Below are 25,714 nucleotides of genomic sequence, written 5' to 3' on the forward strand. Positions count from 1 at the left end.
ATCCCGATTTTAAAGCCCGGCGCTGGGTAGTAGAGGTTACGCATTCGTTCTTCAACCGTTTCCGCAAATTGCTGGTTCGTTTTGAAAAGAAAGCTGCAAACTACCTTGGTCTTCTGCATTTTGCCTGTGCAATTATTGTCTGGCGTAAATTGATTCGAGTCCATATCTAATTTATGGATAGGCTCTAAATCCTATCACGGGTTCGGATTTTGTTTTATGAACTCCATCCGCTTTTCGTATGACAAAGATGCCGTGCAGTGTTGACTGCATGGCATCTTTGTTTTTGGGTAATATCGTCTGCTGACCAGCAGCAGGAAATGAATTAGCATAAAACGACTATTGACAATTTCCCAATTGGAATGATATGATATTTCTAATATCATAATTTAGAGGGAGTAGCTTCCCGTATTTTACGGGGCTCAAAGTCGTCATTTCGGAGAAATCCCGGCTTTGACAGCGTTTCGTTTAGTGAGACTCTATTGTTAGATTTGTGTCTAACAGTAGGGTCTTTTTTATTTCTATTTTTGAGGAAAGAAGGCAGAGATACGATGTGATATAACAGCGTTCGATTCAGAAATATTGTGATGTTCTCACCACTTCCCCGGAAAAGAACACCTCCTGTACGCTCTCGCTGTACGATTCCATTCCTTCCATACAGCCTGTAAACAACGAGATTGGATTCGGTGCCTTCTCGGTTACCGAAAATGATGATACGAGGAGAATGATGAATGAACGATTTTCATAGAAAAAGCCCGCAGCAGATCATGGATCTGCTAAAAGTGGATGACAGAGGCCTGCATGATGTAAAAATAAAAATTCAAAGAGAAAAATTCGGCTATAATGAACTGGAAGAAGCAGTCTCCAAGAGCGCTGTGCTGGTTTTTTTTGAACAATTTAAGGATTTTCTCGTTCTCATATTACTGGCGGCCGCGACAATATCCGCTTTCCTGGGGAAACTGGAAAGCACACTGGTCATCCTGGTGGTAGTAATCATCAACGCGATACTGGGTACCGTGCAGCATATTAAGGCGGAGCAGTCCTTAAAAAGTCTGAAGGCTCTTTCCTCCCCTACCGCCAAAGTGTTAAGAAGCGAAAAAAAGATGGAGATTCCATCCCGAGAGCTTCTGGTGGGAGATATCTGCTACCTTGATGCGGGTGATTACGTGAGTGCGGACGGCAGAATTCTGGAATCTTACAACCTGCAGGTCAATGAAAGCTCCCTTACCGGCGAATCGGAAAGCGTCGTTAAAACAACGGAAGTGATAGACAAAGCGGATGTTGCCATTGGCGACAGAAAGAATATGGTCTTTTCCGGCAGCTTTGTTACCTATGGCCGCGCTGTTGTACTTGTTACCAACATCGGAATGAAAACCGAAATAGGAAAGATCGCTCATTTGCTGGAAAGCGCCAAAGAAAAGAAAACGCCGCTTCAGGAAAGCCTGGATCATTTCGGGAAAAAGCTCGCTTTCCTGATCCTTGTCGTATCAGCTTTTGTGTTTTTGCTGGATCTATTCAGAGGCCGCGAGTTCATAGATTCCTTTATGTTTGCGGTTTCCCTTGCGGTTGCGGCGATCCCGGAGGCACTGAGTTCCATCGTGACGATCGTGCTTGCGCTCGGAACGCAGAAGATGGCAAAGGCCAACGCGATCATCCGAAAGCTGCAGGCAGTGGAAAGCCTTGGGAGCATCTCGGTGATCTGCTCGGATAAAACCGGAACCCTGACACAGAACAAAATGACCGTGCAAAAGGTGTTCGTGGATGATAAGGTGGTGGAGCATGATAAGCTGGACCCCGATCAGGACCTGGAAAAGAAGCTGGTATTGATGGCCCTGCTGTGCAATGACGCGGTGACGGTTGAGAAAAAAGAAATTGGTGACCCGACTGAAATCGCTCTTGTGAATTTAGGCGAACTCTATCATCTGGATGAATTGCTGATCCGAAAAGCATACCCCAGATTCGCCGAGCTGCCCTTTGATTCTGAGCGGAAACTGATGAGCACCGTAAACACACTGGAAGGCAAAACCCTCATGATCACAAAAGGGGCTTTGGATGTACTGCTTTCAAGGTCGGCAAGGCTGGAAACCTCTGACGGGATACAGGAGCTTACAGCGGAACATAAGCAGGAGATCGAGAAAATCAACAGGGATTTTTCGGGAAACGGCCTGAGGGTGCTTGCCTTTGCCTACAAGGAGCTTCCGGAAGAGCGGGAACTCTGGATGGAAGATGAAAAAGACTTGACATTTGTTGGGCTCATCGCAATGATGGACCCGCCAAGAGCAGAATCCGCACAGGCCGTGGCAGACTGCATCAGTGCGGGAATCAAGCCCGTAATGATCACCGGGGACCACAAGATAACGGCCTCGGCCATCGCGAAACAGATTGGAATATTAAACGACGAATCGGAAGCGATCGAAGGATTTGAACTGGAAAGCATGACGGACGAAGTGCTGAAAAAGAGAGTGGAAGACATCTCCGTTTACGCGAGAGTATCGCCTGAGCATAAAATCCGGATCGTGAGAGCATGGCAGGAGAAGGGAAAAGTCGTTGCGATGACCGGCGACGGAGTGAACGACGCACCGGCTTTAAAGCAGGCGGATATCGGAATTGCGATGGGAATTACAGGCACCGAGGTTGCAAAAGACGCAGCCGCGATGGTGCTGACGGACGATAATTTCTCCACCATCGTCAGAGCGATTTCCAACGGAAGAAGCATCTACGGAAATATCAAGAATTCCATCAAATTTCTGTTATCTGGAAACACGGCGGGTATTCTTTCGGTGCTTTATGCTTCGCTGTGCGCGCTGCCGAATCCATTTGCGCCGGTACACCTGCTTTTTATTAACTTGGTCACAGACAGTCTTCCCGCTATCGCCATCGGGCTTGAACCGCATAATGAAACCATCATGAAGGAAACGCCGAGAGACCGAAACACGCCGATACTGGACAAAAGCTTTGCGGTTGAAGTCGTGCTTGAGGGACTCCTCATAGCGATCGGAACCATGCTTGCATACTACGTTGGCCTCTCTGCCGGCGGCGCGGAAACAGCGCGCACCATGGCGTTTGCCACCCTATGTCTTTCAAGGCTTCTCCACGGGTTCAACTCCAGGGGAAAAGAATCTCTGTTTCGGCTGGGAATTCTGACAAACAAATTCATCTGGATTGCCGTGGCCATCGGTTCCCTGATGCTGCTTGCTGTTTTGACGTTCCAGCCGCTCATGGTTCTTTTTGAAATTGCGCCGTTGACTGGAAATCAATACGGAATCATCTTCGGACTATCGCTTATGCCTTTGATTTTGATTCAAATTTATAAGACATTTTTTATCCGAAGAAAATAACGGCAGATTTTTTCCGCTCCGTTCGGCTTTACCAAAAGCAAGGGATACCCATGACGGGTATCCCTTGCCCTGTTTTTGATCACTCATTTTATTTATAGAAAACTGGACTCACGCTTTGCAGCTTGTTGCCTATTCCATTCCCGCACAAGAAGAATGGAGCACCATGTTTTGGGATTTGATATTCTGTGCCTGCCGCCGCACCTGATACCGGGACTTATTCCCCATCATTTAGCAATGCGTTGCTCTTTTTTCGTTTCGAGCGGGATCAAATCGATCGATTCTTCTTTGCCCGTCGATTTATTTTTAGGGGAAAACTTGTTTTCCGAAAGGAACAGCCCAATCAAGGTAAGTACAATTCCCAGCCCGGCAATCCCTGTTATTTTTTCCTTCAGTACAATCATAGAGGCAACAACGGTAATAACCGGAACCATATAAATATAAACACTTGTTTTGACCGCACCCAATTTTTTCACAGCCGAGTTCCATGTTACAAAGCACATAGCCGATGCGCCAACACTTAAAAAGAGAATGTTACACAAATAGACCGGTTCAAGGAGCCGATTTATTTCAGGCTGAAAACCAAACAGAAAGAGTGCGGGCAGCATAAATACCAGCCCATACAAAAAGATTCTGCGCGTTGTTGGAATCATGGGATAGCCAAATTTGCTGATTTGTTTGGTTAGGACAGAATACGCAGACCACACAATGGCGGCTAAAACAGCCAGCAGATCCCCCAATGGGTTCAACTGTAAAACAGAGTTGCCATTCAAGCTGATCAAAACAATTCCGACCAGCGCAATGAGAAAACCGATGAAAAACTGCAATTTACATCTTTCGCCGCGCAAAAATAAATGCGAAAAAATAGCTGTGAAGAAGGGAGAGATGGAAATGACTACTCCCACATTGGAGGCAAGCGTATAAGTAAGGGCAATATTCTCCAAAAGATAATATAATGTAACGCCACACAACCCCGCAGCCGCAAAGTACAGCTCCTGCCTGCGCTCTCTGACTCTCAGTCGATGCGGAAAAACAGCAAAAAGAAGGATCGTTGCTATGGTAAACCTCAAAAAGAGGATTTCGACCGGCGTAATTACGTTGAGCAAAATCTTGGTTGATATGAAGGTCATTCCCCATATGAAAATGGTGATAACGGCCAGAATATGTCCGTTGATATTTTTTTCCTGATCCATGAAAAATCCTTTCCGTACAACATTTCGATACGAAAGCTAAAAAATACTGCGATACTGCTTCGGTGTAAGACCAATATACTTTTTAAAGAAATTAGAAAAGTGGCTCTGGTCTGCAAATCCAGTTTGCAAGGCGACCTCAATGAGCGGCAAGCCCTGCTCCAAAAGCTGTTTTGCCTTATGAATACGAATGGTTTCCAAATAGCTGTACGGGGTAATCCCTTTCTGCTTGGTAAAGGAACGCAGCAGATAATATTTACTCAAGCCCGTCAAATCGCTCAAATCATTCAGCGTAATGTTATTCATATAGTTCTTCTCCAGAAACTCACAAATGGCTTTTGTTTCTGCACTTTGCTCGATTTTGGGGAAGGGTACGTCCTGCTCTGTATACTCTGTAAGAAGCTGTTCTAAAAGGAAAAAGAAGATTTCTTCCTTTCTGAAATCCTGTTCTTCCTGCATGATCATCAAATGAAGCTCTTTGAGCAAAGAAACCAGCTCACTTTGAAAAATCACCTGCGAGGTAAAATATGGCTGCTCCTCTTTCCCTGTGATCTCTAATACGGCCCTGCCCATCGTTTCCGTCTGAATATTCAGGCAACGATAGTCCAGAGCTTTTCCATCTATTTGCGCGCAGGTATGATTGTCCCGCGGATTAAACAACAGCAAATCGCCCGGCTCTATGGTATACTCCCTGTTTTTACAGGACAGATATCGCTGGCCGCTTTCGATTAATCCAAGCACATAATACTCATGAAAATGGTTGGGGAATTTCTGCATAATCCCCTGAAAGCAGTAAGCCTCTATCTTTAAATCCGGATCAAATTTTACCGTCCTGATTTCTTTTTTCAAAAAATCACCACCCAGAATGTGATCGCATCCTTCCACTGAAAACCGGCAGCTCATTTCCTCCCCGGGCTTTGGTGGGGAAGAAATTACTATTCCAAACAAGGTCTTTTAAGCGAACCGGTAATCAACAGTGTAGTACAAAACGCCGCGGAATTCTTGTATGATATTGCCCTTATGACCTGCATCAAGTTATAAGGTGATCTTCCTTCCTGTGCACTTCGTCTGCGAAGATTTTTCAGGTGTATTTCGCTGCTGCAATTACTTTACAATCTGCTCTGTACCCTGCCACGCCTGTTTTAATAATGCCACCGCAGCCGGAATTTCTTCGATTTTCAGGCAGGCGAACCCCAACAGGAGCATGCTCTCGTACCCGTTTTGCGGTGGGGCAAAATAGTATTGCGATACCCCGTACACCTTCACTCCCTGCTGAAAAGCCGCCTGAATCAGCTTTTGCTCATCCCAGCCGTTGTTGACACGCAGAAGAAAATGCAGCCCGGCGGAATCCCCCCTGATTTCGGCTTCCGGCAGCAGGCGGCGTACCGCGGAAACGATCGTTTCCCTTTTTTGCCGGTACAGATTGCGCATTCGGTTCAGGTGGCGCTCAAAATGCCCCTCGTCAATAAAGCGGCACAGGGTTTTCTGGTCCATTTTCGGTACCGGACAGATATAAAAACTGAGCTTTTTCTGGTATGCATCCAGCAGATGGCGCGGCAGCACCATGTAACTGACCCGCAGCGCAGGCGAAAGTGATTTGGAGAAGGCGCCCATATAAATCACCCGGCCGGTTTCGTCCATCCCCTGCAAAGACGGGATCGGCTTGCCGGAATAGCGGAACTCACTGTCGTAATCGTCCTCGATCAGGTAGCGGCCCGGCTTTTCATTTGCCCAGTTCAACAGCTGAATCCGGCGGCTGACCGGCATAATGGTGCCGGTCGGGAACTGATGTGACGGCGTAATGCAGGCCACATTCGCCCGGATCTCGCGCAGCGCATCCGGCCGCATTCCGCTTTCATCCAGAGGGATCGGGCGGCAGAGCGCGCGGCTGCTTTTAAAGATCATATTGAGCTTTTCATAGCCCGGGTTTTCAATGGCGTAAGCAGAATCCGCATCGAACAGTTGAATCAGCAGCTGGAGCAGAAATTCTGTTCCCGAGCTGATGACGATTTGATCCGAACAGCAGTTCACGCCGCGTGAATAATGCAGATAGTGGGCAATGCTCTCGCGCAGGCCGGGATCGCCCTTGGGGTCGCCCGCCGTTAACAGATCGCGGTCGTACTCGTTGATCACCTCTTTGGTGAGCCTGCGCCAGATCGAAAACGGAAAGCTGTCGTGATCAACTCCCTGATGGGAAAAATCATACCGGAAGCTGACATTCTCACGCAGTGGGGCAATCTCTTTTTTCGGTTCCTGATTCATACGCAGAATTCCACCCAAATCCGCGACATAATATCCGCTTTTCTCCCGCGCGACAAGGTATCCTTCGGCCACCAGCTGATTATAGGCCGCCTGAACGGTATTCTGGCTGCAATGCAGGTAAGCGGAAAGCTGCCGTTTCGACGGCATCTTTTCATCTTTCAGATAATTTCCACCGGTGATCTCATGCTTAAAAAAATCATACAGCTGCTGAAACAGCGGAACATCCGCCCGTTTTTCCAGCCGCAGAGAAATTTCATTCAAACCGCTCGCTCCCATCTGATACCATCAAAATTTCCATATCTGGCACTTTTTATATGATCAATTCTCTTCTATAATAAAACAAACCTTAAAAACATGCAAGTATTATCGGTGCGCTTTCCGTCGGCGGTTTGCTTTGGAAAGCGGCATTACTGGAATCGAAACGGGAGGCTGATTCAATGAACAACAGATATGAACTGAACAAAAACCTGGCCCAAATGCTCAAGGGCGGCGTTATTATGGACGTAACCACACCGGAGCAGGCGAAAATTGCAGAGGAAGCCGGAGCCTGCGCCGTCATGGCGCTGGAACGAATTCCGGCGGATATCCGCGCAGCGGGCGGTGTTTCCAGAATGAGCGATCCTAAGATGATCAGGGGCATCCAGCAGGCCGTCAGCATTCCGGTTATGGCCAAGGTAAGAATCGGGCATTTTGCGGAAGCGCAGATTTTGCAGGCGATCGAGATCGACTACATCGATGAAAGCGAAGTGCTGTCCCCTGCGGATGACCTTTACCATATTGACAAAACCAAGTTCGACGTTCCGTTTGTGTGCGGCGCCAAGAATCTGGGAGAAGCGCTGCGCAGAATCGCCGAAGGGGCCTCTATGATCCGCACAAAGGGCGAGCCCGGCACCGGGGACGTTGTGCAGGCCGTACGCCACATGCGCTTGATCAACCGGCAGATTCGCGAGATTCAGAACACCCGGGAGGATGAGCTGTTCCACACCGCAAAAGAGCTGCAGGTACCCTACGAGCTGGTGCGCAGCGTCTTTGAAACCGGCCGTCTGCCTGTTGTCAACTTTGCGGCCGGCGGCATTGCAACGCCCGCAGACGCGGCGCTGATGATGCAGCTTGGCGCCGAGGGCGTGTTTGTGGGCTCCGGTATTTTCAAGTCCGGCAATCCGGCCAAAAGAGCCCGTGCCATCGTGCAGGCGGTTACAAATTACAATGACTCCGTACTTCTTGCAGAGCTTTCGGAAGACCTGGGAGAAGCGATGGTGGGAATCAACGAGCAGGAAATCGAGCTGCTCATGGCGGAGCGCGGCATATGAAAATCGGAGTTTTGGCATTGCAGGGCGGCTTCGCGGAGCATATTGCCGCACTGAACAAGCTCGGTATCCCCTGCGTGGAAATCCGGAAAAAAGCAGATTTTGATGATTCGCTGGACGCGCTGATCCTCCCCGGCGGGGAAAGCACGGTCGTGGGAAAGCTGCTGCATCAGACAGAGCTGTTTGACCCCATTCAAGAACGGATTCAGAAGGGGATGCCCGTATGGGGCACGTGCGCCGGGCTGATTCTTCTGGCCGACACGATCGTAAACGAACCGAATTCGTATTTTAAGGGAATTGATCTGACCGTGAGAAGAAACGCCTACGGCCGGCAGCTTGGGAGCTTTTACACAGAGGAGGAATTCCGCGGCATTGGGAAAATCCCGATGACCTTTATCCGCGCGCCTCTGATCGAATCCGTGGGCAAAGGCGTTACTCCACTTTCTTTCTATGACAGAAAAATAATCGCAGCAGAAAATGATACAATTCTGGTAACGACCTTTCATCCTGAACTGACGGACGATACGCGGGTTCTCGAGTATTTTCTCCGCAAGGCGAAGCAGCAGGCCATTCGTCCATCCGCATAAACGGGCCTTATGTATCCGGCAGTTCCATTTTATTCAGAAATGGGTAGTGATCCTGATTGAATCATGAAAATAATTCTTGCAGCCATCGTTATGATGTAGGGTACAGCTTCCGAATGCCCGGCGTGTTTTTCCGCAGCGTTCCCTGCGACCTGTGCGGCCACAGTATCTGCCTGACTCTGCCCTGGCGGATTTTATATCTCGCAATCCATCTCGCGGGGGTATTCCTTTCTTATTTCGCGGCAGAGTCTGTCTCGATTTTGTTCTTCGGGAATACACTCTCGGTAACTCTTTTCCTCTTCGTGCTTCTCATGTACGTCGTTGAGCTGATCTGCCGGGTGATTCTGAGATTTGCAAAATGGAAAGAAACCGATCCGGCAAACCAGAAAAAGCCGGAACAATCCCTCGATTAAACGCATCATTCCAATCGAACTGACAGCATAAAAAGAACTCCGCTTTTCAAAGCGGAGTTCTTTTTGAATGTCTTATTATCAATGTAGGATACCGCGATTTCACGCATAAATCAGTCCGCTACCCTTGGAAATTCAACATGAAACTTTTCTACATAGCGACTGATTCCGGATGCCGAATAAAGAACCAGATTACAGCAGCTTCCAAACTCACCGGTGCGGATAACAGCTTTGGCCGTCGGCATCAGTTCCTTGATCTTCTGCTCACTGGCGGTCCCTCCCGGAATATTAGGCAGCATCTCCTGTATCGTTTTGTACATATCGGGGTTATACTGTGGCATCAAATCAAATACTTCATACTGCTCCGCCACAAGATCATTCAGAACAGCACGCAGCACTTCCAGAAAAGACGGTATGCCGCGTACCAAGCCGAGATCGATGTAATTGCAGTCAGACGGCACTGCCATTCCCGCATCAAGAATAATGATCGTATCGCCATGCCTGGCCTCGGCAATCGCCTGAGAAAGCTGTGCATTCAGAATCCCGTTTTTCTTCATATCACTGTTCTCTTTTCATTTTATCATAAAATCAAAACGAAAGCACTATCCCACCGTCGTCGGCATACACCGTACTCAGGCCGCTGGCCTGAAAAATGATGACCTCTCGGAACGAAAACAGGCTTTTGATTTTCTCGCACAGCTCTTCCGCTTTTGCTCTGGCGTCCACGTGGGTGATCGCGAGAACCGATTCCGTCATATTGACCGCATCACGCCGAATGATATTCAGGAGCTTCTCCATCGCCTGCTTTTCCCCGCGGGCCTTCTCCTTAAGCTCCAGAACGCCGTCTCCGTTGGAACCGAGAATCGGGATGATATGAAGCACCTTGCTTACAATCACCTGAATCCCTTTGATTCGGCCGTTCTTTTCCAGGTTATTCAAAGATACCGGTACAAACAGCGTCTGCAAGTGGGTAATGTAGTGGCTGAGCCTGAGAAGAATCTGGCTGTTCTCCATCCGCTGCTCCAGCATTCGTTTGAGCTGCAGCACCACAAGGGTCTGCCCTGCAGAAGCGGATTTGCTGTCGATCACATATACCTTGCTGGTGCTGCCGGATTCCTCCAGCATCTGCTTTGCAGCCATGGCGCTTTGAAAGGAACCGCTCAGCCGGGAAGAAATCGTAACCACATAATTAACTGCACAGGACTTATAAGCCTCCAGATAATCATGCAGAGACGGACAGGCCGTGGTGATTTTACGCTTGCTGGCTTTCATTTTCCGGATCAGTTCGTCGGAATCCAATCCTTCATCCGTTAACGCCTCGTCGTCTATCAAGAGCTGGAACGGAATCCGCTTGATCTCATTGGGATCGCCAAACACCTCTTCATTAAAATCGACACAGCTGTCTACGATGATTTGATACTCCACTGGGCTTTCCTACCTTTCATTACCCACGGCATTGGGTATGATCTTTTTCAATATGAATCAGTTTACCACTTTTTTACAGCAACTTCAATATGTAATTTTCAAAATCAAATCAAAAGATTTTTAAAACTAAATAGAAGAAGCATGGGCCCGATCGCTTTCTGACCGCGGGTCAGTCCGATTATTTTCTGCTCTTCCCTGTCAGATGATCCGCCGTAATTTTGATGACCTTTACCCTGCTGTCGGCATTTTTGATGTAATCGAGCCCTTTTTGCATGAATTCGGGGGAATATTTCTGCACCAGCAGCTCCATCGCCCGCTGTTTTTCCTCCGCGAAGACCTCTTCCGCCTTCCCGAACAGCACCACACTTTCATAATTTGTGGTAAAATCCCCCGGCAGAACCTGTGTTGCACCAACAACACAGAAAGAAACCTTTGGATTTCTGATGATATTCTCCAGCTTGCTGCCGACGATGGCACAGTGAATATAAACCGCCCCGTTTTCATACACGTAGCTGACCGGAACGCCGTAAGGGTATTCCTCCCCCATGGTGGACAGCACACCGTATTCGCCCTTTTGAAGCAGCAGCTCTGTGTTTTCAGGGGAAAGGATACGATCTTTTCTTCTCATCTCCGGAAACATCTTTTCACATCCTGTTCTTTTATGAGTTTTCTTTTCCATTGAAATCGTCTGATACAAGTACATTGATTTTTTGCTGCCTACGGCGGGGAAAGAAATCATCAGCTTGTGAAAGCGGCATGATGATCATTCCTCCGGCCTCCAAAGGCTGCGCGCAAGGTCTACCGTGCCGTTTTCCCGAAAAGAAACGCCTTCGCCTTCCAGCAGGCGGCGCTGCTCCGTCCACCCCGGCGCCGTACGGCCCAAACGGTTTACCACCCGGTGGCAGGGCAAAGACAAAAAGGAAGGGGTATGGCTCAAAGCATTCCCAACCTGCCTTGCGCTGCGCGGCGCCCCAATGAAAAAAGCGATTTGCCCGTAGGTAGCTACCCGCCCATAGGGAATTCTTGCGACAACCTGATATACCTGATCTGTGAAAGTCCCTTGCTCCATGGTGTCTTTCCTTCTGTAATGATATTACTTTTGATTATATCGAACGCATCCGCAGAATACAAGAATTTTATCCTATGACACACCGGTGTGTAGCGGCCGCCGCCAAAGCCGGTGCATTCAATACCTGTCTCCCCTTCTTCATCGCCAGTTCGTGTAGGCCAGGCGCAACACCCCCGGCGTACAGGCGTCGCCGATCTCATTGTTCCGGTTTTGACTGGACAAGCGCTTTGAGGTCATTCCCCCCTGGATTCTGCTTTATCCTCAGATCAAATGCTGAAACGATTGCAAAAACATGGTCAAAAATATCCGCCTGTATGGATTCATATTTGTCCCATACGGTTGTGCCGGTGAAAGCGTAAAGCTCGATCGGCACTCCATTCTCTGTGGGGGCCAGCTGCCGAACCATGATGGCCATGTCCTGGCGCAGATCGGGATGATTCTTCAGATAGGCTTGCAGGTATGCCCGGAATATTCCCAAATTGGTCAGACTGTCTGCACGGAGCACGCCGGGCAAATCCGCGATATCGGATTCGTCGTGCGGGGGCGGCGCGCTGGCTTTCCATTCTATATAGTCCCGGACATACGGGATTTGCCGATAACGCTGCAGCATTTCATCGTCGCAAAAGCGCACACTGGTAATATCAATATTGACGGCCCGTTTCAGTCTTCTGCCGCCAGATTCCTGCATGTAGCGCCAGTTTTTGAACGGCTCGTTGACCATTGAATAAGTAGGGAGCGTTGTGACGGTATTATCCCAATTCTTCACCTTCACCGTATGCAGTGAAATCTCGATAATCTGCCCGTCCGCCTGCCCCGGCTTTTCAATCCAATCCCCCAGGCGCACCATATCGTTCTCTGTCAGCTGAATACTGGACACAAAGCCAAGAATCGTATTTTGAAACACCAACAGAAGAACCGCACTTGCAGCACCGATGCCGCCAAGCAATAAAAGAGGCGAACGGTTCATCAGCACGCTGATGATGATAATCAGCCCTACCATATAAGCGAGAATTTTGAGCACTTGAAAGTAGCCCTTCAACGGCCGGGTTTGCGCGGTCTCTCTTTTTTGGTAAATGTCGTCGAACGAGTTTAACAACTGATTTGCGGTATTTACAACCCCGATCACAATCAGACACGACGCCCCGCGTTGAAGCCACTCTTGTCCATCCTGAAAGAAGGGCGCCATCACATAGACAACAAGCGCAGGAACAACCAGTGTCAGCTGTTCAAACACTCTGTGGGCGAACAGAATGTCGCCCCACTTCATTTTCGATTTGGAAATAACCGCCCGCAGAACTCGCAGAACAATATTCTTCGCGATGAAATACGAAACCAAAGCACTGCAAAAAATGATCAGCACCAAGACAATAACGGAGGCGATTTGTGCGGTTGTCTCGCCGGCGCCATAACTCATTATCGTATCGTTCAGCCATTTCAACATGATATCTGCGCTCCTTATATCAAATCGATATGATTCATCATTCCCATTCATTCTGCCGGTAATGTGCAGACAAACTCAATCGATCCCCGCAATGCTTACGAAAGCAGGAATCTTTCACGGGGAAAGTCCATTCCGTATTGCGATATTTATTCGAAAAACAGAATTGCATCCTTAAAACTGTCAGAATGGCGAAAAACAGGCCGGTACCATTACGCCGTGCTCTCTTTTGCTCTTTTCATCCGCCTGTTGATAAGACGGATCATTTCTGATCGATTGCTTTTCAGTATACCATAAAAAATCCCGGTAAATCAAATACAAACCGCATTGATTTGCCGGGATTTCCGGACTGCATTCGAAAAGGCCGCGCAAGTCATAACCACTAGCTAAACCGGCAGCTTAATCAGGCCCTATAAGGGCCTTCTTCTGACTAACATCTTAAGACGCATGACACTACTTTCCTTTTGCATTACTTGCCCCACCGCCCGCAAACAGGCCACTCCCTTCGATTGCTGCACTTTTACGCCCTTACCACCCTGTTTTGGCTAGGCGCGCTTCGCTCGATGCTGGAAGCGAAAGCTTACGGGGAACCTCCACCGGCATAGCCGGTAATTTCCACATCAACAAAAAAATGTTCCGCGTTGATTCACGCGGAACATTTTTTTGAAATTATCCTGCCAGTGCGGCTACCCGGTAGACCGCCCGGCAGAGCGCATACAGATTTTTTTCCGGCAGATCCTGGTTTGCAACGCAGCCCGGCCCGATGATCAGGCCCTTGTCCCCGGCGGCGGCGATCGCCTCCTGCACATGCTGCTCCACATCGGCCACAGAACCGGAGACCAGAATGCTTTCCCGGATTTTTTCTCCGTTTTCATCATAATAGGGGGTTTCGCGGATTCCGCCCAGCAGGCACTTATCTGTTATCTTCCGTGCCTCCGCCAGAGTCGGACTGCTCCACCGGTCGTGCCAGTTGATGCAGTTGACGGGATAATCCGCGATCAGCTGGAACATCCCGTTGTCGCCATGCAGGTGCGCCACATTGAAAAAGGTTTCATCCTGATATGCGGCGATCACCTGACGGTCGTAGAATTCCCCGAATTCGCGGTATTGCTCCTCGGTCAGAAAATCAAAATTGGCGCATTGGGTGGCGAAGAAAAAGCCATCTACACCCGCTTCAATGTTGGCTTTCACAAAGTTAATGGTAGTTTCCGTCAGAGCCTGCAGCGCCTGCTTGAACAAACGCGGATTCTCTTTCATATCCAGCAGAATCCGGTCCCCGGCCAGCTTTCTGGCCGTAGTCAGGGGGCTGAAAATCGTCTGGATTACCGGGAATTGTTTTTTCGCCAGAAGGATCGTGTGCCGGGCCGCCTGAAGCTGCTTGCCGTAAGAGCCATAAATGGCCGGCAGCGGCTCGATCCCTTCCCAGTCGCTGATTTGGTGAATGCCGTAGTCATCCACAATCGGCGGAAGGTTCACACGGTTAAAGATTTTCACCTTTACGCCGTAATCCTGAACGCCGTACAGCCCGAAGGGCATCAGCTTAATGAAATCAAAGTCATATTTCTGCGCAAAGGCGACCTGGGTTTCCGCCAGACTCCGGGGGTCCTGATCCACAGCGGAAAAATGCATCCAGACATTCAGCGGAATCTTATCCACCTCCTGCCCTTTCAGCGCTGCCTGAATTCGCTCAAACTTATCCATAATACACCTACCATTTCTTAAATGCCAGCTCAATTCGGCTGAATACCACATCCAGCAAACCGCACAGCGCCCAATAGATCAGCGCCGCCGCGATATAAGCCTCCAGGTAATGCGCGTTTTGAGCTGAGGCCAGCTTCGCTTGGGACAGAATATCTGCCACACCAATGGTAAAAGCAAGGGAAAGTCCCTTGATAACGCCCAAAAAAGTATTAAAAAATACCGGTACCACCACAGTGACTCCCTGCGGCACAATGATCCGAAACAGCGCCTGTAACCCAGTCATGCCGCTGGCATAGGCAGCGTCCCATTGTCCGGGGTCGATGGAGTAAAACGCGCCGCGGATATTCTCCGACTGCCCCACCGAAATATACAGGGCATAGGCCACAACCAGCACGGCCAGAGGCGAAACCTTGACGTCCTGCCCTATTCCGAGCATACGGCAGATACTGTCTATCGCCATAGGCAAAATAAAATACGCCAGATATAAATGAATGACCAGCGGGATTCCCCTGGTATAATCGATAAAGACCCGGGCGATCTGTTTCGCCACCGGAATCTGGCGGATTCGAACTGCCGCCACCACAAAGCCCAGCAGGATGCCGAAAATCAAAACGATCAGCGCTGTCCCCAAGGTAAAGGGAACCACAGTGAGGATAAACCGCATATCTTCCAGAATGACTGTTCCGCTCAGCATTACCCCACCCGCTTTTCCGTTTGATTGCCAATGGTGATCTTCTTTTCGAACAACTGGCAGAGCTTGCTTACCGCAAACGTGATGCACCAGTAAATGACGGCCGCAGCCAGATACACCTCCAGCTTTTTCACGCCGTAATCGTTGGAAATAATCTTCTTTGCCATTCCCATGATATCTGTCAGTCCAATCACGAACAGCACAGAGGTATCCTTGACCAGCTCTACGAAAGCGTTCTCCAGATTGGGCCACGCAATGGGCAGCATCTGGGGCAGAATAATCCTGCGGAGCTTAGTAAAGCCGGTCATTCCGATACTGTCTGCTGCATCGTGCTGCCCCCGCTCCACCGCCAGATAGGCCGGACGCAGATATTCCGACATGTAGGCGCCGTTGAACAGGATGAGGGCCAGAGAGACGTAAAGGGTCTTGCTCCAGTCGTCGGCATTGATGCCGAATTCCCGCAGGATCAGCGGCAGCCCGTAATAGACCAGAAAAATGTGGATCAGAGGGGGCGTGCTGCGAAAGAAGGATACATAAATATTGGCCAGCGGAGAAAGCACCTTCCATTTTTTGATACGAATCGCAGCGATACCCGCCGCCAGCAAAATCCCAAAGCTGCCCGAAATCACAATAATAAACAGGGTATAAGGGATCGCTCCGCTGATTCGGTCAATAATTTTCAGAACATAAGAAAAATCAATTCCCATGGCTGCAGGTGTCACTCCTTTCCGGTTTGAACTTTGTTATTCGGTAAAGTATTGGATGGTATCTTCTCCATACCAGGTTTCGGACAGCTTCGACAGAGTGCCGTTTTCACGCAGGGTTTTCAGCGCCTGCTCCACCTTTGCGGACAGATCGGTCTGATCCTTGGCCAGGGCGAAATAAGTACCGTTGATCTTTACGGGAGGGGTAACGGCCTTGACCTTCAGGCCCAGCTCTTCCTTGATCTCTGCAAAGCCCAGATTGTTGGGCAGCACCAGAGCGTCATATTCCTTGTCGCTGACAGACTTGAAACGGTCTGCAACAGAAATGCCGTCGCCGGTGGTAATCGTGATCTGCTTGTCGGGGTGCTCTTGGTTATAAGCGTTCAGCAGGTTGAAAATGCCGCCGTTGGGAGTGGAAGGAACCAGCTTTTTGCCTACCAGATCATCAAGGCTCTTGATGGAATCGTCGTCTTCATTGACATAAATGTTGATCAGGCTGACTCCGTTGATCGCGTTGGGGATCAGGTATTTCTGCTCTCTTTCGGGGGTCTTATACAGGCCGCCGCCGATCAGCGCGTATTTGCCGGTCTCCAGACCGATCTGGGTAGCGTCGCTCTCGACCAGTTCGATATTGAAATCATAGTCGGTGATCAGCTCGTCGACTGCTTTGAGCACATCGACCTCATAGCCGACCTTCTCACCCATATCATTTTCAAAGCTCAGAGGCTTGGATCCGGATTCCAGCGCTACATTTACGGTTTTCACCTGTGCCGCGGAAGACTCCGCGCCGCTTTGGGCAGCAGACGCGTTGGCGCCTGTGTTTTGATTGGATGCGCAGCCTGACAGAACCCCTGCAAACAGCGCAGCCGCTAATACAGAACTAAATAGTTTCGTTTTCATAAAATCTCCTCCTGATTTGTGTGGAAACCACATGTTTTTTGTTCCTGAAAGAACGGATCATTATATTTGATAAACAAAAGGCTGATAGATACAATCTAAGAACCGTTTTGTTGCCGCTTCCTTAGGCGAAAGGAAAACTTCCCGGGGAGGCCCCTGCTCCACGATATTTCCGCCGTCCATGAAGATCACTTTGTTGGCGATGGTCTGGGCAAAGCTCATCTCGTGAGTGACGACCACCATCGTGATCCCCCTGCTTGCCACCTGCTTCATCACCGAAAGGACTTCTCCCACCAGCTCGGGGTCGAGCGAAGACGTTGGTTCATCGAAAAGGATGACGGAGGGATTCAAGGCGAGGGCTCTGGCGATCCCGACCCGCTGCTGCTGGCCGCCGGAAAGCTGGTTGGGATACGAATCTTCCTTTCCCTCCAGCCCAACGCTTTTCAGCTGCTGCTTCGCCGTTAAAATCGCATCCGCTTTGGGAACCTTCTGCACGGTGATCAAACCCTCCGTGATGTTTTCCAAAGCTGTTTTGTTTTTAAACAGATTGTAGTGCTGAAACACCATGGCTGTTTTTCTGCGCAGCGCCAGAAGCTGTTTCTTCGAGGATTTTTTATAATCATACTCGACTTGATCGATCGTAATATTTCCTTCATCGGCCTTTTCCAGACCGTTCATACAGCGCAGCAGCGTGGTCTTTCCCGTTCCGCTTGGCCCAATGATCACCGCTACATCGCCCTGCTCCACCGTCAGGTTAATGCCTTTTAAAATCTCTTTGGCAGCAAAGGATTTGCGGATATTTTCTATGACAATCATGGCTGCTCCTCCTTCCACAACTCCAGATTTTTTACTTTAGCACCGCATTAAAACATACTAATCTTATATGGTTAAGATGCTTTGTTTAATAAAGAATACGTTGCACACCGCAATAAGTCAACACTTTTTTAATGAAAAAAAACTTTTTTATTCATGTTTTGTTAAAATACATGTATGTTTAATAATATTTTGGTCACATTAATAGGCTGCACCTATATCAAAAAGGAACAGAATCCCAGCCCATGGCGGCATAGGGACAATTTCAGAAAAGCAAACTGAATAGAAGCAAGCACGCCCTGAGCCAATTGGCTCAGGGCGTGCTTCGTTTCAATAAAGCAACTGATTTGTCATCAGCTAGCCTCTTATGATTGGCAAGGCTGAATCGATGATTTTAGTGCCATGTTTGACAGGGTAATCCCCAGAACTTTACCCAAATTCTGCGGTTACTGTAATGTTCTGTGACAATGGTATACTATGGAAAACCAACCTCACCACTGCCAGGCGTCCATAAAAATGGACGATTTTCTTCGATTAAAAGAAAGCGATTCCCTTACAAAGCATCTACTTTTTCGCTTCTATTTTCAGGACATTGCTTCACAAAAGAAATTGGCCAGGGCGTCGCCGAGCTTTTCAAACACCGGGTGTTGGTCGAACATAAAGTCATTGTGCTTGCCGTCCAGAACCAGCAGCTCCTTTTTTCCACTGATCCGATTGTAAAATTGCAGCGACTCTTCCAGCGGATGCAGCTGGTTATCCTTACCGTGACCCACCAGTACCGGGACATTCAGGGTGTCCAGATAGTCCTCCGCATTGAACTCCAGAAGAGACTGCCCCAGCTCCAGCGAGATTTCCTGCCCATAACCTTTTACCGTATACAGGTTATCTTTCACAATGCCGTCGGTATCCGGGTCCAGCGGATAGTAGCGGAACGGATTGTCAAAGCGCCGTGTTCCCTCTTTCACAAAGCGAATCCGCTCCTGCGCCACCTCTTGCCGCAGCTTGTTGAAGTCCACATAGGAATAGACCGATCTCAGCCAGCGTTCGCCGCAATAAAAGCCATTCAGGCCCGCGACCGCCCTGACACAGGATTCCTTGGACGCCGCGGCAATCACCAAAGCGGCCGCCATTCCCCATCCAAGCAGGCCGATTCGCCCGGTATCGACCTCCGGCAGTGTCTGCGCGTAAACCAAAGCGTTGCGGATATCCTCCACCTGCTCTTCCAGCTTACACACGCCGGCAGGCCCGCCGTTATCCAGAAAACCGCGGTAGTCAAAGCCGAACGCAGCATAGCCCCGCGCCGTCATCGCTCTGGCAAACAGGGCGGGATAGATCGCATTCAGACCCATATATCCGGAATTCGGGACGATGCAGGGGCGCTTCTCGCCCTCTTGATAATCGTCGGGAAGATACAAAATCGCTTTCAGCGGATAGCCATTGCTGTAGAACACATGGTTTTGTGTAATCATTTCTTTTCCTCCTCAGATTGTGACTCTTTCGTGACAAGAACAGCCCCCTTGTCGGCGGATGTTACCAGCTCTGCATACTTTGCCAGCACACCGCTTCGCGGTTTCTTCAAAAGCTGTACGCTGGATAGCCGCCTTCGGATCGTTTCGTCGTCCACCAGCAGCTCCAATCTGCGATTGGGGATATCGATCAGGATTCCGTCGCCGTCCTCCACAATGGCAATCGGCCCTCCCGCCGCTGCTTCCGGAGAGATATGACCGATACAGGGGCCTCGGGTAGAACCGGAGAACCGGCCGTCGGTAATCAGGGCACATTTTTCGTCCATCCCCCTGCCCACCAGCAGAGAGGTCGTCATGTGCATTTCCCGCATGCCGGGGCCTCCCCGGGGTCCTTCGTAACGGATGACAATGACATCGCCCTCAGCGATCTTGTCGTTTGAGACTGCCTCACTCGCGTCCTCCATCGAGTGAAATACTCTGGCGCGGCCCTGAAACACATACATGCTGGGCTTGACTCCCGCCTGCTTGACCACGGCGCCGTCCGGCGCAAGATTCCCCCGGAGGATAGCGATTCCGCCCTCGGCGCGTTTGGGTCTTTCCAAGGGGAAGATGACGTCGTTTTCAGGCGGAACAATATCCGCGTTGTTTTCTATCAAGGTACGGCCGGTAACGGTCAGATGATCTTTCTGTAAATGAGGTTCGATGGTTTTCAGTACCGCCGGAATACCGCCCGCCTCGTCCAGATCGGCTAGTGCATATCTGCCGGAGGGCTTGATGTTGCATATGTAGGGAACCTGCCGGCTGATGCGGTCGAAATCCTCGAGCTGCAGCTTCACACCCGCTTCGTGGGCAATGGCCATCAGGTGCAGCACACTGTTGGTGGAACCGCCCAGAGCCATGCTGGCAGCGATCGCGTTTTCCAGGGCCGATCGGGTGACAATATCTCTGGGGGTAATGCCTGCTTCCAGCAGCCTGATGATGCGGTTTCCCGTCAGGCGGGCCATACGCTTTTTCTTGGACCCCACCGCCAGAGCCGTGGCGCAGCCCGGCAGTGTAAGCCCCAGCACCTCCGCCAGACAGCTCATGGTGTTGGCGGTTCCCATCATGGCGCAGGTACCGGCGCTGGGGATAGCTGCTTCTTCCATCCGCTGCAGCTCCTCCATGGTGATTTCACCCTTTTGCGCCCTCCCGGCAAACTCACGGATATCCGTTGTGGTGATCACATCGATCTCCCCGTATTTACCGGTCAGGCTGGGGCCTGCTGTCAGGACAATGGCGGGGATGTTGACGCGCAGAGCCGCCATGATCATCCCGGGGACAATTTTATCGCAGCCCGGAATCAGTACCATTGCGTCAAAGCGGTGCGACTGTACCATAATTTCAATCGAATCTGCAATCACATCCCGACTGGGCAGGGGGTATTGCATTCCCAAATGTCCCTGACACATACCGTCGCATACGGCGATTGTGTGAAATTCCTTTGGTACTCCCCCGGCCTCGGTGACGCCGAGTTTGACCTGCTCTGCGATCTCTCTCAGATGGATATGGCCCGGTACAATCTCATTCCAGGAATTGACTACAGCGACCAAGGGCTTATCAAAGTCGCTACGGGTCATACCGGTGCTGTAAAGCAATGCCCGGTGGGCGGATCGCTCTATTCCAACGGTAAGCTCATCGCTGCGTTTCCGCATGGGTTCCTCCATGTTGAAAGCCTCCTTTTCAAAATTGACGTATTCTCCAGAATATCATTTGTGCACTTCGATATTCTGGGCACCTTGCTGCTGGTTGTATTATATAAAGCTAAAAGGAATAAGTCAACCGTTTTATTAAAAAAGGAATAAATATATCGTTCACAACAACATGGATATCCCATTTACGGTCACAATCCATAAGAAACGTTTCATTTGAGCTCTTATATTCTTTTTTGACTGGTTTTGTGATACAATAACGGCAATCACAAAAAGGGCGGTGTGTATATGCCTGAGCAATCCGGTTTTTCAGCAGAGGCACCCAATATTCTCGATACCATCAGCAGTATCAAGGATGTCCTTCCCAAAAAGCAGCGCCATCTTTGCAATTATCTGCTGCAGCATTATGAGTCTGTGGGCTTGACAACAGTGGCGGAGCTGGCGGAACGCGCCAATGTGGGTACTACGACAGTGATGCGCCTGGTTAAATCACTGAAATACGATACCTTCAACGCCTTTAAAAAAGATTTGCTGAGCGTAGTGATATTGCGGGAAAATTCCTCTTACCGCAGTATGAAACAGGCATTCGGCAAAACAGATGTGGAGCATACCCGGGATAACCTGACCCTACTTTGCGAAGAGGCAGCGGATTCCATCCGCAATATTCCTACCCCTCGAAATGCGGAACAATTTGAGCGCGCTGTTGATTTTCTGCTGGAGGCAAGACACATCTACATTTTGGCGCAGCGCTCATCCAAAGCCGCCTCTCTTTGCCTGGAGTATTCCCTTTCCCCGTTTTTGCCGGACAAGGTTCGCCAGATGAGCACCGAGCTGGATTATGTGTATGACAAGGTGCTGACCATGCAGAAAGAGGACGTCTTGTTTATTGTTTCCAACTGGCCCTGCGGCAGTACCGTGATTGAGGTTGCGCGCTCTTGCCGCGAGCGGGGGATTCCCATCATTCTGCTCACCAATACCAATGTGAACCCCATCAGCAAGCTGTGCGATATTCTGCTCGACACCAATTCCGTGAACGGATCCTACCTGTTACTCCCGGCCATTGCCGTTATCGAGGCCCTGAGCGCCGAGCTGGGGCACAGAACATTGCCCGAATCCACGGAAAACCTGGAACGGCTGGAGGATATTCTTCGTGAGAAAAAGATGATGGTCTGGTAGCTCAAACCGCTCCATCCTTCAGACACTAAAAGAAGCCTGTCAACACATGTGTTGACAGGCTTCTTTTAGTGAGAGCGGGAAACAGAACCCGAACACGCGGTCTGCCGTTGTTCGTTGCCGGCCGCCTACGATTAAAAGTTCGATACGCGGGCATGCCCTGCACATTTATCTATTTCCGGCAGACGCCGCACAAAATAAAAAGGATTTTTATTGGATCAAGCTCTGCTCTTTCCATTTCTTCGTTTCAAAAGACGATCATCATTCATGAAAAAAACAGACGTTACAAACCCAAAAAGTAAAAGGAATATTTATTCCGTTGAAAAGCACAAACATTCCTTTTGCCGTTTGTGCATTTGGAAGAATTGTTTCTTTTCTTTATTTTTTGGTTGATTTATTCCTTTTTCAAGCTTATACTGATGCTATCCCAAAAAGAAAAACGCGATAAATGTCGAATTTGGAATGAACGAAAGGAGCAAGCGAAAAAATGAAACAGCGCGAAATTACTTTTTACAGTGAAGGAACAAAGATGGTGGGTAACATCTATCTTCCCGATGATTACAAAGAGGGCGAAAAACGACCTGGTATCGTCGCCAATTCCGGTTGGACGGGAGTCAATAAGGTGTATCCCGCCATGTTCGCCCGCCAGATGACCGCCCGCGGCTTTGTCTGCATGGGTTTTGATTATCGTGGCTTCAAGCCCTCCGGCGGTATCAGCGGTATGGATAAATACACCACCTTGGAAATGGAAATTGACGACATCAACAACGCCGTTACTTTCTTCAAGCATCAGCCCGAGGTGGATGCAGACCATATTGCTTTGATCGGCTGGGGCGTAGGCGGTGCAGTTTGTATCGCGGCAGCGCATCGCGACAAAACGGTGAAGGCCGTGGCTACCTTGAATTCCTTTACGGACGGCCGCCGCTGGATGCGCATGGGCATGGGCAATGACAAATTCAATAAGATGCTCCGCACACTGGAGGAAGACAAATACAAGCGCGTTACCACCGGCGACCCCGTACTCCGTCATCCCTATGAGTTTTATCCCAACATCGATGAATCGGGCGACTTCTATGTGGAGAAAACGTTAAAGAACCTTAACGGCGGCGTAAAGGGTGACATTGAGGTAGAATGCGGCGAGTCCTTCCCCACTTCCATGTCCAGCGTCATTGCAGAAAGCTTTGTTCGCTTCAACGTGCAGGACATTCTGCCGAAGCTCGCGCCGGACTGCGCCGTATTCGTAGGCCATGGAAAGTACAACGAGCTGCATGACAAGGAAGAGGCCGAGGACGCCTACCGTCTGGCGAACGAGCCGAAGCAGCTGTACTATGTGGACGGCAAACATAACGAGTGGATGTTTGATGAGGATCCGAAGCTGGGCGGCCTGTGCGACGCAATGGCGGAGTTCTTCAGAGCCCATATCTGAACATAGTTTTAGGTTTCACTTCTTTGTCGGTTTAGACGGAAAGCAAAGTGATTTCTGTTTCGTGTGTTGCATGATCCGGATATTTTCCTTTTGACACAGCACCGTCGGATCAGTCGGAGAATCTTTTGAGGGGTCTCGATCCCAAAAAGCATTTGGCAAACTGCGGATAATAACAAAAGAAACGGTAAAACCAGAGCATATCTTGCAATTTTAAAAAGGGCTGCCAGAGCAGGCATATGTCACCTGCTCTTTGCAGAGGCAACAGGATCGTCCCTTTTTAAAAGCCTTTCGCCAGCGTTAGGTATTGGGCATATCCTCAATGCATTGATGTGCTCTGGTTTTTTGCCCAAAAATCCTTTGTATATTGTTCCGCAAAATACATATAAGAGAGGAGAATTTGTGTGGCATTTTTCAAAGATTTCAGCGCATGGGCACTTTTAATCGACTTTTTTTGGGCTTCCCTTTTCCTTTGGATCGCTCAGGTCATCCGCCTGAAGGTGAAAATTTTTCAAAAGCTATTTATTCCGGCCTCTGTTTTAGCAGGTTTTGTCGCGATGATTCTCGGTCCTGGGTTTCTTAAGGTGATTGGATTTTCGGGTCAGGCGACTTCTTACCCCGGCGTTCTGGTCGCCATGCTGTTTGCCACTTTGATGCTGGGCCACGAAGAAAAAACCCAGTCATTCGGCAAGAGCGTATGGAAGGTACGCGACCAGTTTTTGAACATAGCACTGAATTCCTTTTTCCAATTCGGCACCAGTATCCTGCTGGGGCTCTTGCTCGTCAAGGTGTTTTTCCCGCACATCAACGAAGCGGTCGGAATTCTGATGCCCGCCGGCTGGTATGGCGGATACGGCTTTGCCGGTGCGATCGGTTCCGTTTTGGGGAACTATGGCTTTGAAGACGCTACCGGCATCGGTATGACGCTGGCCACCACGGGTCTGCTTTCGGGCATTATTGCCGGAATGGTCTACGTCAATATTGCCTGCCGCAGAGGCAACACCAAGTATACCGCAAAGCTGAGCGAAATCCCCGAGGATATTCGTTCCGGACTGCTCAAGGGTGAAAACCAGTTCAGCTCTGGTACAGCCACCGTCAGCCCCAGCACCATTGACCCCGTCGGCTACCACTGGTGCCTGGTATTTGCGGCAACCGGCTTCGGCTGGATCATCAACTACTACATTAAACAGGCCTCTGGTGTCGATGTGCCGGTCCTGTGCCTGGCGATGCTCTGCGGTCTTGCCATTCAGGGCATCATGAAGCTGATCGGCCTTGGAGAGAGCGTAGACAAAAAGACCATTAACCGCATTGGAGGTACCTGCACGGATTATCTCGTTTTCTTCGGATTTGTCTCCATCAGAGGCGCCGTCATCGCCGATTACTGGAGCATCATCCTGATTCTGTCGATCTTCGGCTTTATCTTCTGCAGCTTCTCTCTGTGGATGGTTTCTCCCAAGGTTTTCCTGAGCAGCTGGTTCGAAAAGGGGATTTTCCAGTGGGGTATGTTCACAGGCAACGTGGCGTCCGGTGTGACACTGCTGCGCGTCATTGATCCTCAGGGTGAAAGCAGAACGCTGGAGGATTACGGAATTGCCAATATCCCCTTCTCCTGGATCGATATGGTGCAGATTTCTCTCTACCCGATCTTACTGGGGTTGGGCTACACCTGGCAGGTAGGGCTTGGCCTGGTGCTCCTCGGGTTTGTCACGATCGGCATTTTGAGAGCCGTCGGCTGCTGGCATAAAGCATACATGGGCGGCGGTGAATACGAAAAGATTCTGGCCGCCAAAGAGGCGTCAGCGCCAAATACTTAGAGCCTATCCATAAATTAAAACAAGGTGTAAAATAGGGACTGGTGAGAGAAGAATGAAAGAGAAGAAATCTTATCAGTCATGGACAATATCGGATGAGTTTTGGGAAGAAATCAAGGATAAGATACCAGTAAAAAAGCGGGACCCGCAGAAAAAGTATAAACACGCACCCGGACAAGGCCGTCCTCCGATACCGCCAAGGAAAGTGCTGGAAGGGATTTTTTACGTATTACGCACAGGATGCCAGTGGAAGGCTGTTCCCAGAAAGTACGGCTGCGCGAGCAGCATTCATCGGTATTATCAGGAGTGGGTGGCTGCCGGCTTTTTTGA

24 protein-coding genes are annotated in these 25,714 nt (G+C 49.7%); 9 read left to right on the forward strand and 15 right to left on the reverse strand.

From position 1 onward, the window contains the following. Together HMPREF1141_RS14490 and HMPREF1141_RS14495 are read left to right on the forward strand one after the other, a co-directional pair. Positions 1-170: transposase (locus tag HMPREF1141_RS14490; RefSeq protein ID WP_009065842.1), on the forward strand; the 170-nt coding region annotated here is incomplete at its 5' end. A 558-nt stretch (positions 171-728) separates the two neighbouring features. Continuing rightward, positions 729-3,335: a cation-translocating P-type ATPase gene (locus HMPREF1141_RS14495; protein WP_009065826.1), complete on the forward strand. Its 2,607-nt coding sequence runs from the start codon at positions 729-731 to the stop codon at positions 3,333-3,335. A gap of 224 nt (positions 3,336-3,559) precedes the next feature. On the opposite strand, the gene HMPREF1141_RS14500 is transcribed toward HMPREF1141_RS14495, so the two are convergent. The 3 genes from HMPREF1141_RS14500 to HMPREF1141_RS14510 all read right to left on the reverse strand — a co-directional run bounded on the left by HMPREF1141_RS14500 (position 3,560) and on the right by HMPREF1141_RS14510 (position 7,045). After that, positions 3,560-4,525 carry a DMT family transporter gene (locus tag HMPREF1141_RS14500; RefSeq protein ID WP_009065808.1) on the reverse strand — a complete coding sequence of 322 codons (966 nt, stop codon included), beginning with the start codon at positions 4,523-4,525 and terminating at the stop codon, positions 3,560-3,562. Positions 4,526-4,561: 36 nt separating this feature from the next. Then, positions 4,562-5,371, reverse strand: coding sequence for a helix-turn-helix domain-containing protein (locus HMPREF1141_RS14505; RefSeq protein ID WP_035317230.1), 810 nt, complete (start codon positions 5,369-5,371; stop codon positions 4,562-4,564). A gap of 255 nt (positions 5,372-5,626) precedes the next feature. Next, positions 5,627-7,045, reverse strand: coding sequence for a PLP-dependent aminotransferase family protein (locus HMPREF1141_RS14510; protein WP_009065824.1), 1,419 nt, complete (start codon positions 7,043-7,045; stop codon positions 5,627-5,629). A gap of 176 nt (positions 7,046-7,221) precedes the next feature. Between HMPREF1141_RS14510 and pdxS the strand changes: the two genes are divergently transcribed. Genes pdxS through HMPREF1141_RS14525 form a run of 3 tightly spaced genes read left to right on the forward strand, consistent with a single transcriptional unit; the run spans position 7,222 to position 9,088 of the window. Next, positions 7,222-8,094, forward strand: coding sequence for a pyridoxal 5'-phosphate synthase lyase subunit PdxS (gene pdxS, locus HMPREF1141_RS14515; protein ID WP_009065830.1), 873 nt, complete (start codon positions 7,222-7,224; stop codon positions 8,092-8,094). Then, positions 8,091-8,678 (forward strand): pyridoxal 5'-phosphate synthase glutaminase subunit PdxT, encoded by a 588-nt coding sequence (gene pdxT / locus HMPREF1141_RS14520; protein WP_009065834.1) that lies wholly within the window; start codon positions 8,091-8,093, stop codon positions 8,676-8,678. Before pdxS ends, pdxT begins: the two co-directional genes overlap by 4 nt. A gap of 56 nt (positions 8,679-8,734) precedes the next feature. Continuing rightward, positions 8,735-9,088: a hypothetical protein gene (locus tag HMPREF1141_RS14525; RefSeq protein WP_155863662.1), complete on the forward strand. Its 354-nt coding sequence runs from the start codon at positions 8,735-8,737 to the stop codon at positions 9,086-9,088. A 110-nt stretch (positions 9,089-9,198) separates the two neighbouring features. Here HMPREF1141_RS14525 and rbsD read toward each other — a convergent pair whose 3' ends face one another. The 12 genes from rbsD to ilvD form a co-directional block, all read right to left on the reverse strand. After that, positions 9,199-9,642 carry a D-ribose pyranase gene (gene rbsD, locus HMPREF1141_RS14530; protein WP_009065844.1) on the reverse strand — a complete coding sequence of 148 codons (444 nt, stop codon included), beginning with the start codon at positions 9,640-9,642 and terminating at the stop codon, positions 9,199-9,201. A gap of 31 nt (positions 9,643-9,673) precedes the next feature. After that, positions 9,674-10,510: a DegV family protein gene (locus HMPREF1141_RS14535; protein WP_009065810.1), complete on the reverse strand. Its 837-nt coding sequence runs from the start codon at positions 10,508-10,510 to the stop codon at positions 9,674-9,676. Between the two features lie 178 nt (positions 10,511-10,688). Further along, positions 10,689-11,138 carry a pyridoxamine 5'-phosphate oxidase family protein gene (locus tag HMPREF1141_RS14540; RefSeq protein ID WP_347475959.1) on the reverse strand — a complete coding sequence of 150 codons (450 nt, stop codon included), beginning with the start codon at positions 11,136-11,138 and terminating at the stop codon, positions 10,689-10,691. A 135-nt stretch (positions 11,139-11,273) separates the two neighbouring features. Next, on the reverse strand, positions 11,274-11,579 hold the full coding sequence (locus HMPREF1141_RS14545) for an MGMT family protein (protein ID WP_009065847.1): 306 nt from the start codon (positions 11,577-11,579) through the stop codon (positions 11,274-11,276). 196 nt (positions 11,580-11,775) lie between these two features. Then, complete coding sequence (locus tag HMPREF1141_RS14550; protein WP_009065838.1) at positions 11,776-13,020, reverse strand: mechanosensitive ion channel domain-containing protein; 1,245 nt, start codon at positions 13,018-13,020, stop codon at positions 11,776-11,778. A 666-nt stretch (positions 13,021-13,686) separates the two neighbouring features. Next, a complete protein-coding gene (locus HMPREF1141_RS14560) occupies positions 13,687-14,718 on the reverse strand; it encodes a uroporphyrinogen decarboxylase family protein (RefSeq protein ID WP_009065852.1) in 1,032 nt (343 codons plus the stop codon). A gap of 7 nt (positions 14,719-14,725) precedes the next feature. Further along, positions 14,726-15,412, reverse strand: a complete 687-nt coding sequence (locus HMPREF1141_RS14565; protein WP_009065832.1) for an amino acid ABC transporter permease — start codon at positions 15,410-15,412, stop codon at positions 14,726-14,728. Continuing rightward, positions 15,412-16,116 (reverse strand): amino acid ABC transporter permease, encoded by a 705-nt coding sequence (locus HMPREF1141_RS14570; protein ID WP_009065848.1) that lies wholly within the window; start codon positions 16,114-16,116, stop codon positions 15,412-15,414. The genes HMPREF1141_RS14565 and HMPREF1141_RS14570 overlap by 1 nt, the downstream gene beginning before the upstream one ends. Before the next feature lie 36 nt (positions 16,117-16,152). After that, positions 16,153-17,013 carry a transporter substrate-binding domain-containing protein gene (locus HMPREF1141_RS14575; protein ID WP_009065814.1) on the reverse strand — a complete coding sequence of 287 codons (861 nt, stop codon included), beginning with the start codon at positions 17,011-17,013 and terminating at the stop codon, positions 16,153-16,155. Between the two features lie 60 nt (positions 17,014-17,073). After that, complete coding sequence (locus tag HMPREF1141_RS14580) at positions 17,074-17,826, reverse strand: amino acid ABC transporter ATP-binding protein (RefSeq protein ID WP_009065807.1); 753 nt, start codon at positions 17,824-17,826, stop codon at positions 17,074-17,076. Between the two features lie 581 nt (positions 17,827-18,407). Continuing rightward, positions 18,408-19,292 (reverse strand): alpha/beta hydrolase, encoded by an 885-nt coding sequence (locus HMPREF1141_RS14585; RefSeq protein ID WP_009065836.1) that lies wholly within the window; start codon positions 19,290-19,292, stop codon positions 18,408-18,410. Next, the gene (gene ilvD / locus HMPREF1141_RS14590) at positions 19,289-20,992 is read right to left on the reverse strand and encodes a dihydroxy-acid dehydratase (RefSeq protein ID WP_035317226.1); all 1,704 of its coding nucleotides are present in this window, start codon (positions 20,990-20,992) and stop codon (positions 19,289-19,291) included. Before ilvD ends, HMPREF1141_RS14585 begins: the two co-directional genes overlap by 4 nt. A gap of 273 nt (positions 20,993-21,265) precedes the next feature. Here ilvD and HMPREF1141_RS14595 point away from each other — a divergent pair, with 273 nt between their 5' ends. The 4 genes from HMPREF1141_RS14595 to HMPREF1141_RS17205 form a co-directional block, all read left to right on the forward strand. After that, a complete protein-coding gene (locus HMPREF1141_RS14595; protein WP_009065851.1) occupies positions 21,266-22,153 on the forward strand; it encodes a MurR/RpiR family transcriptional regulator in 888 nt (295 codons plus the stop codon). Positions 22,154-22,637: 484 nt separating this feature from the next. Then, positions 22,638-23,576, forward strand: coding sequence for an alpha/beta hydrolase (locus tag HMPREF1141_RS14600; protein WP_009065812.1), 939 nt, complete (start codon positions 22,638-22,640; stop codon positions 23,574-23,576). 401 nt (positions 23,577-23,977) lie between these two features. Then, positions 23,978-25,387 (forward strand): sodium/glutamate symporter, encoded by a 1,410-nt coding sequence (locus HMPREF1141_RS14605; protein ID WP_009065846.1) that lies wholly within the window; start codon positions 23,978-23,980, stop codon positions 25,385-25,387. Between the two features lie 52 nt (positions 25,388-25,439). Beyond that, positions 25,440-25,714 (forward strand): transposase (locus tag HMPREF1141_RS17205; protein WP_009065818.1); only part of this gene is annotated, 275 nt, incomplete at its 3' end.

The sequence above is a fragment of the Clostridium sp. MSTE9 genome (assembly GCF_000277625.1).
In the GTDB taxonomy this organism is placed as follows: domain Bacteria; phylum Bacillota; class Clostridia; order Oscillospirales; family Acutalibacteraceae; genus Faecalispora; species Faecalispora jeddahensis.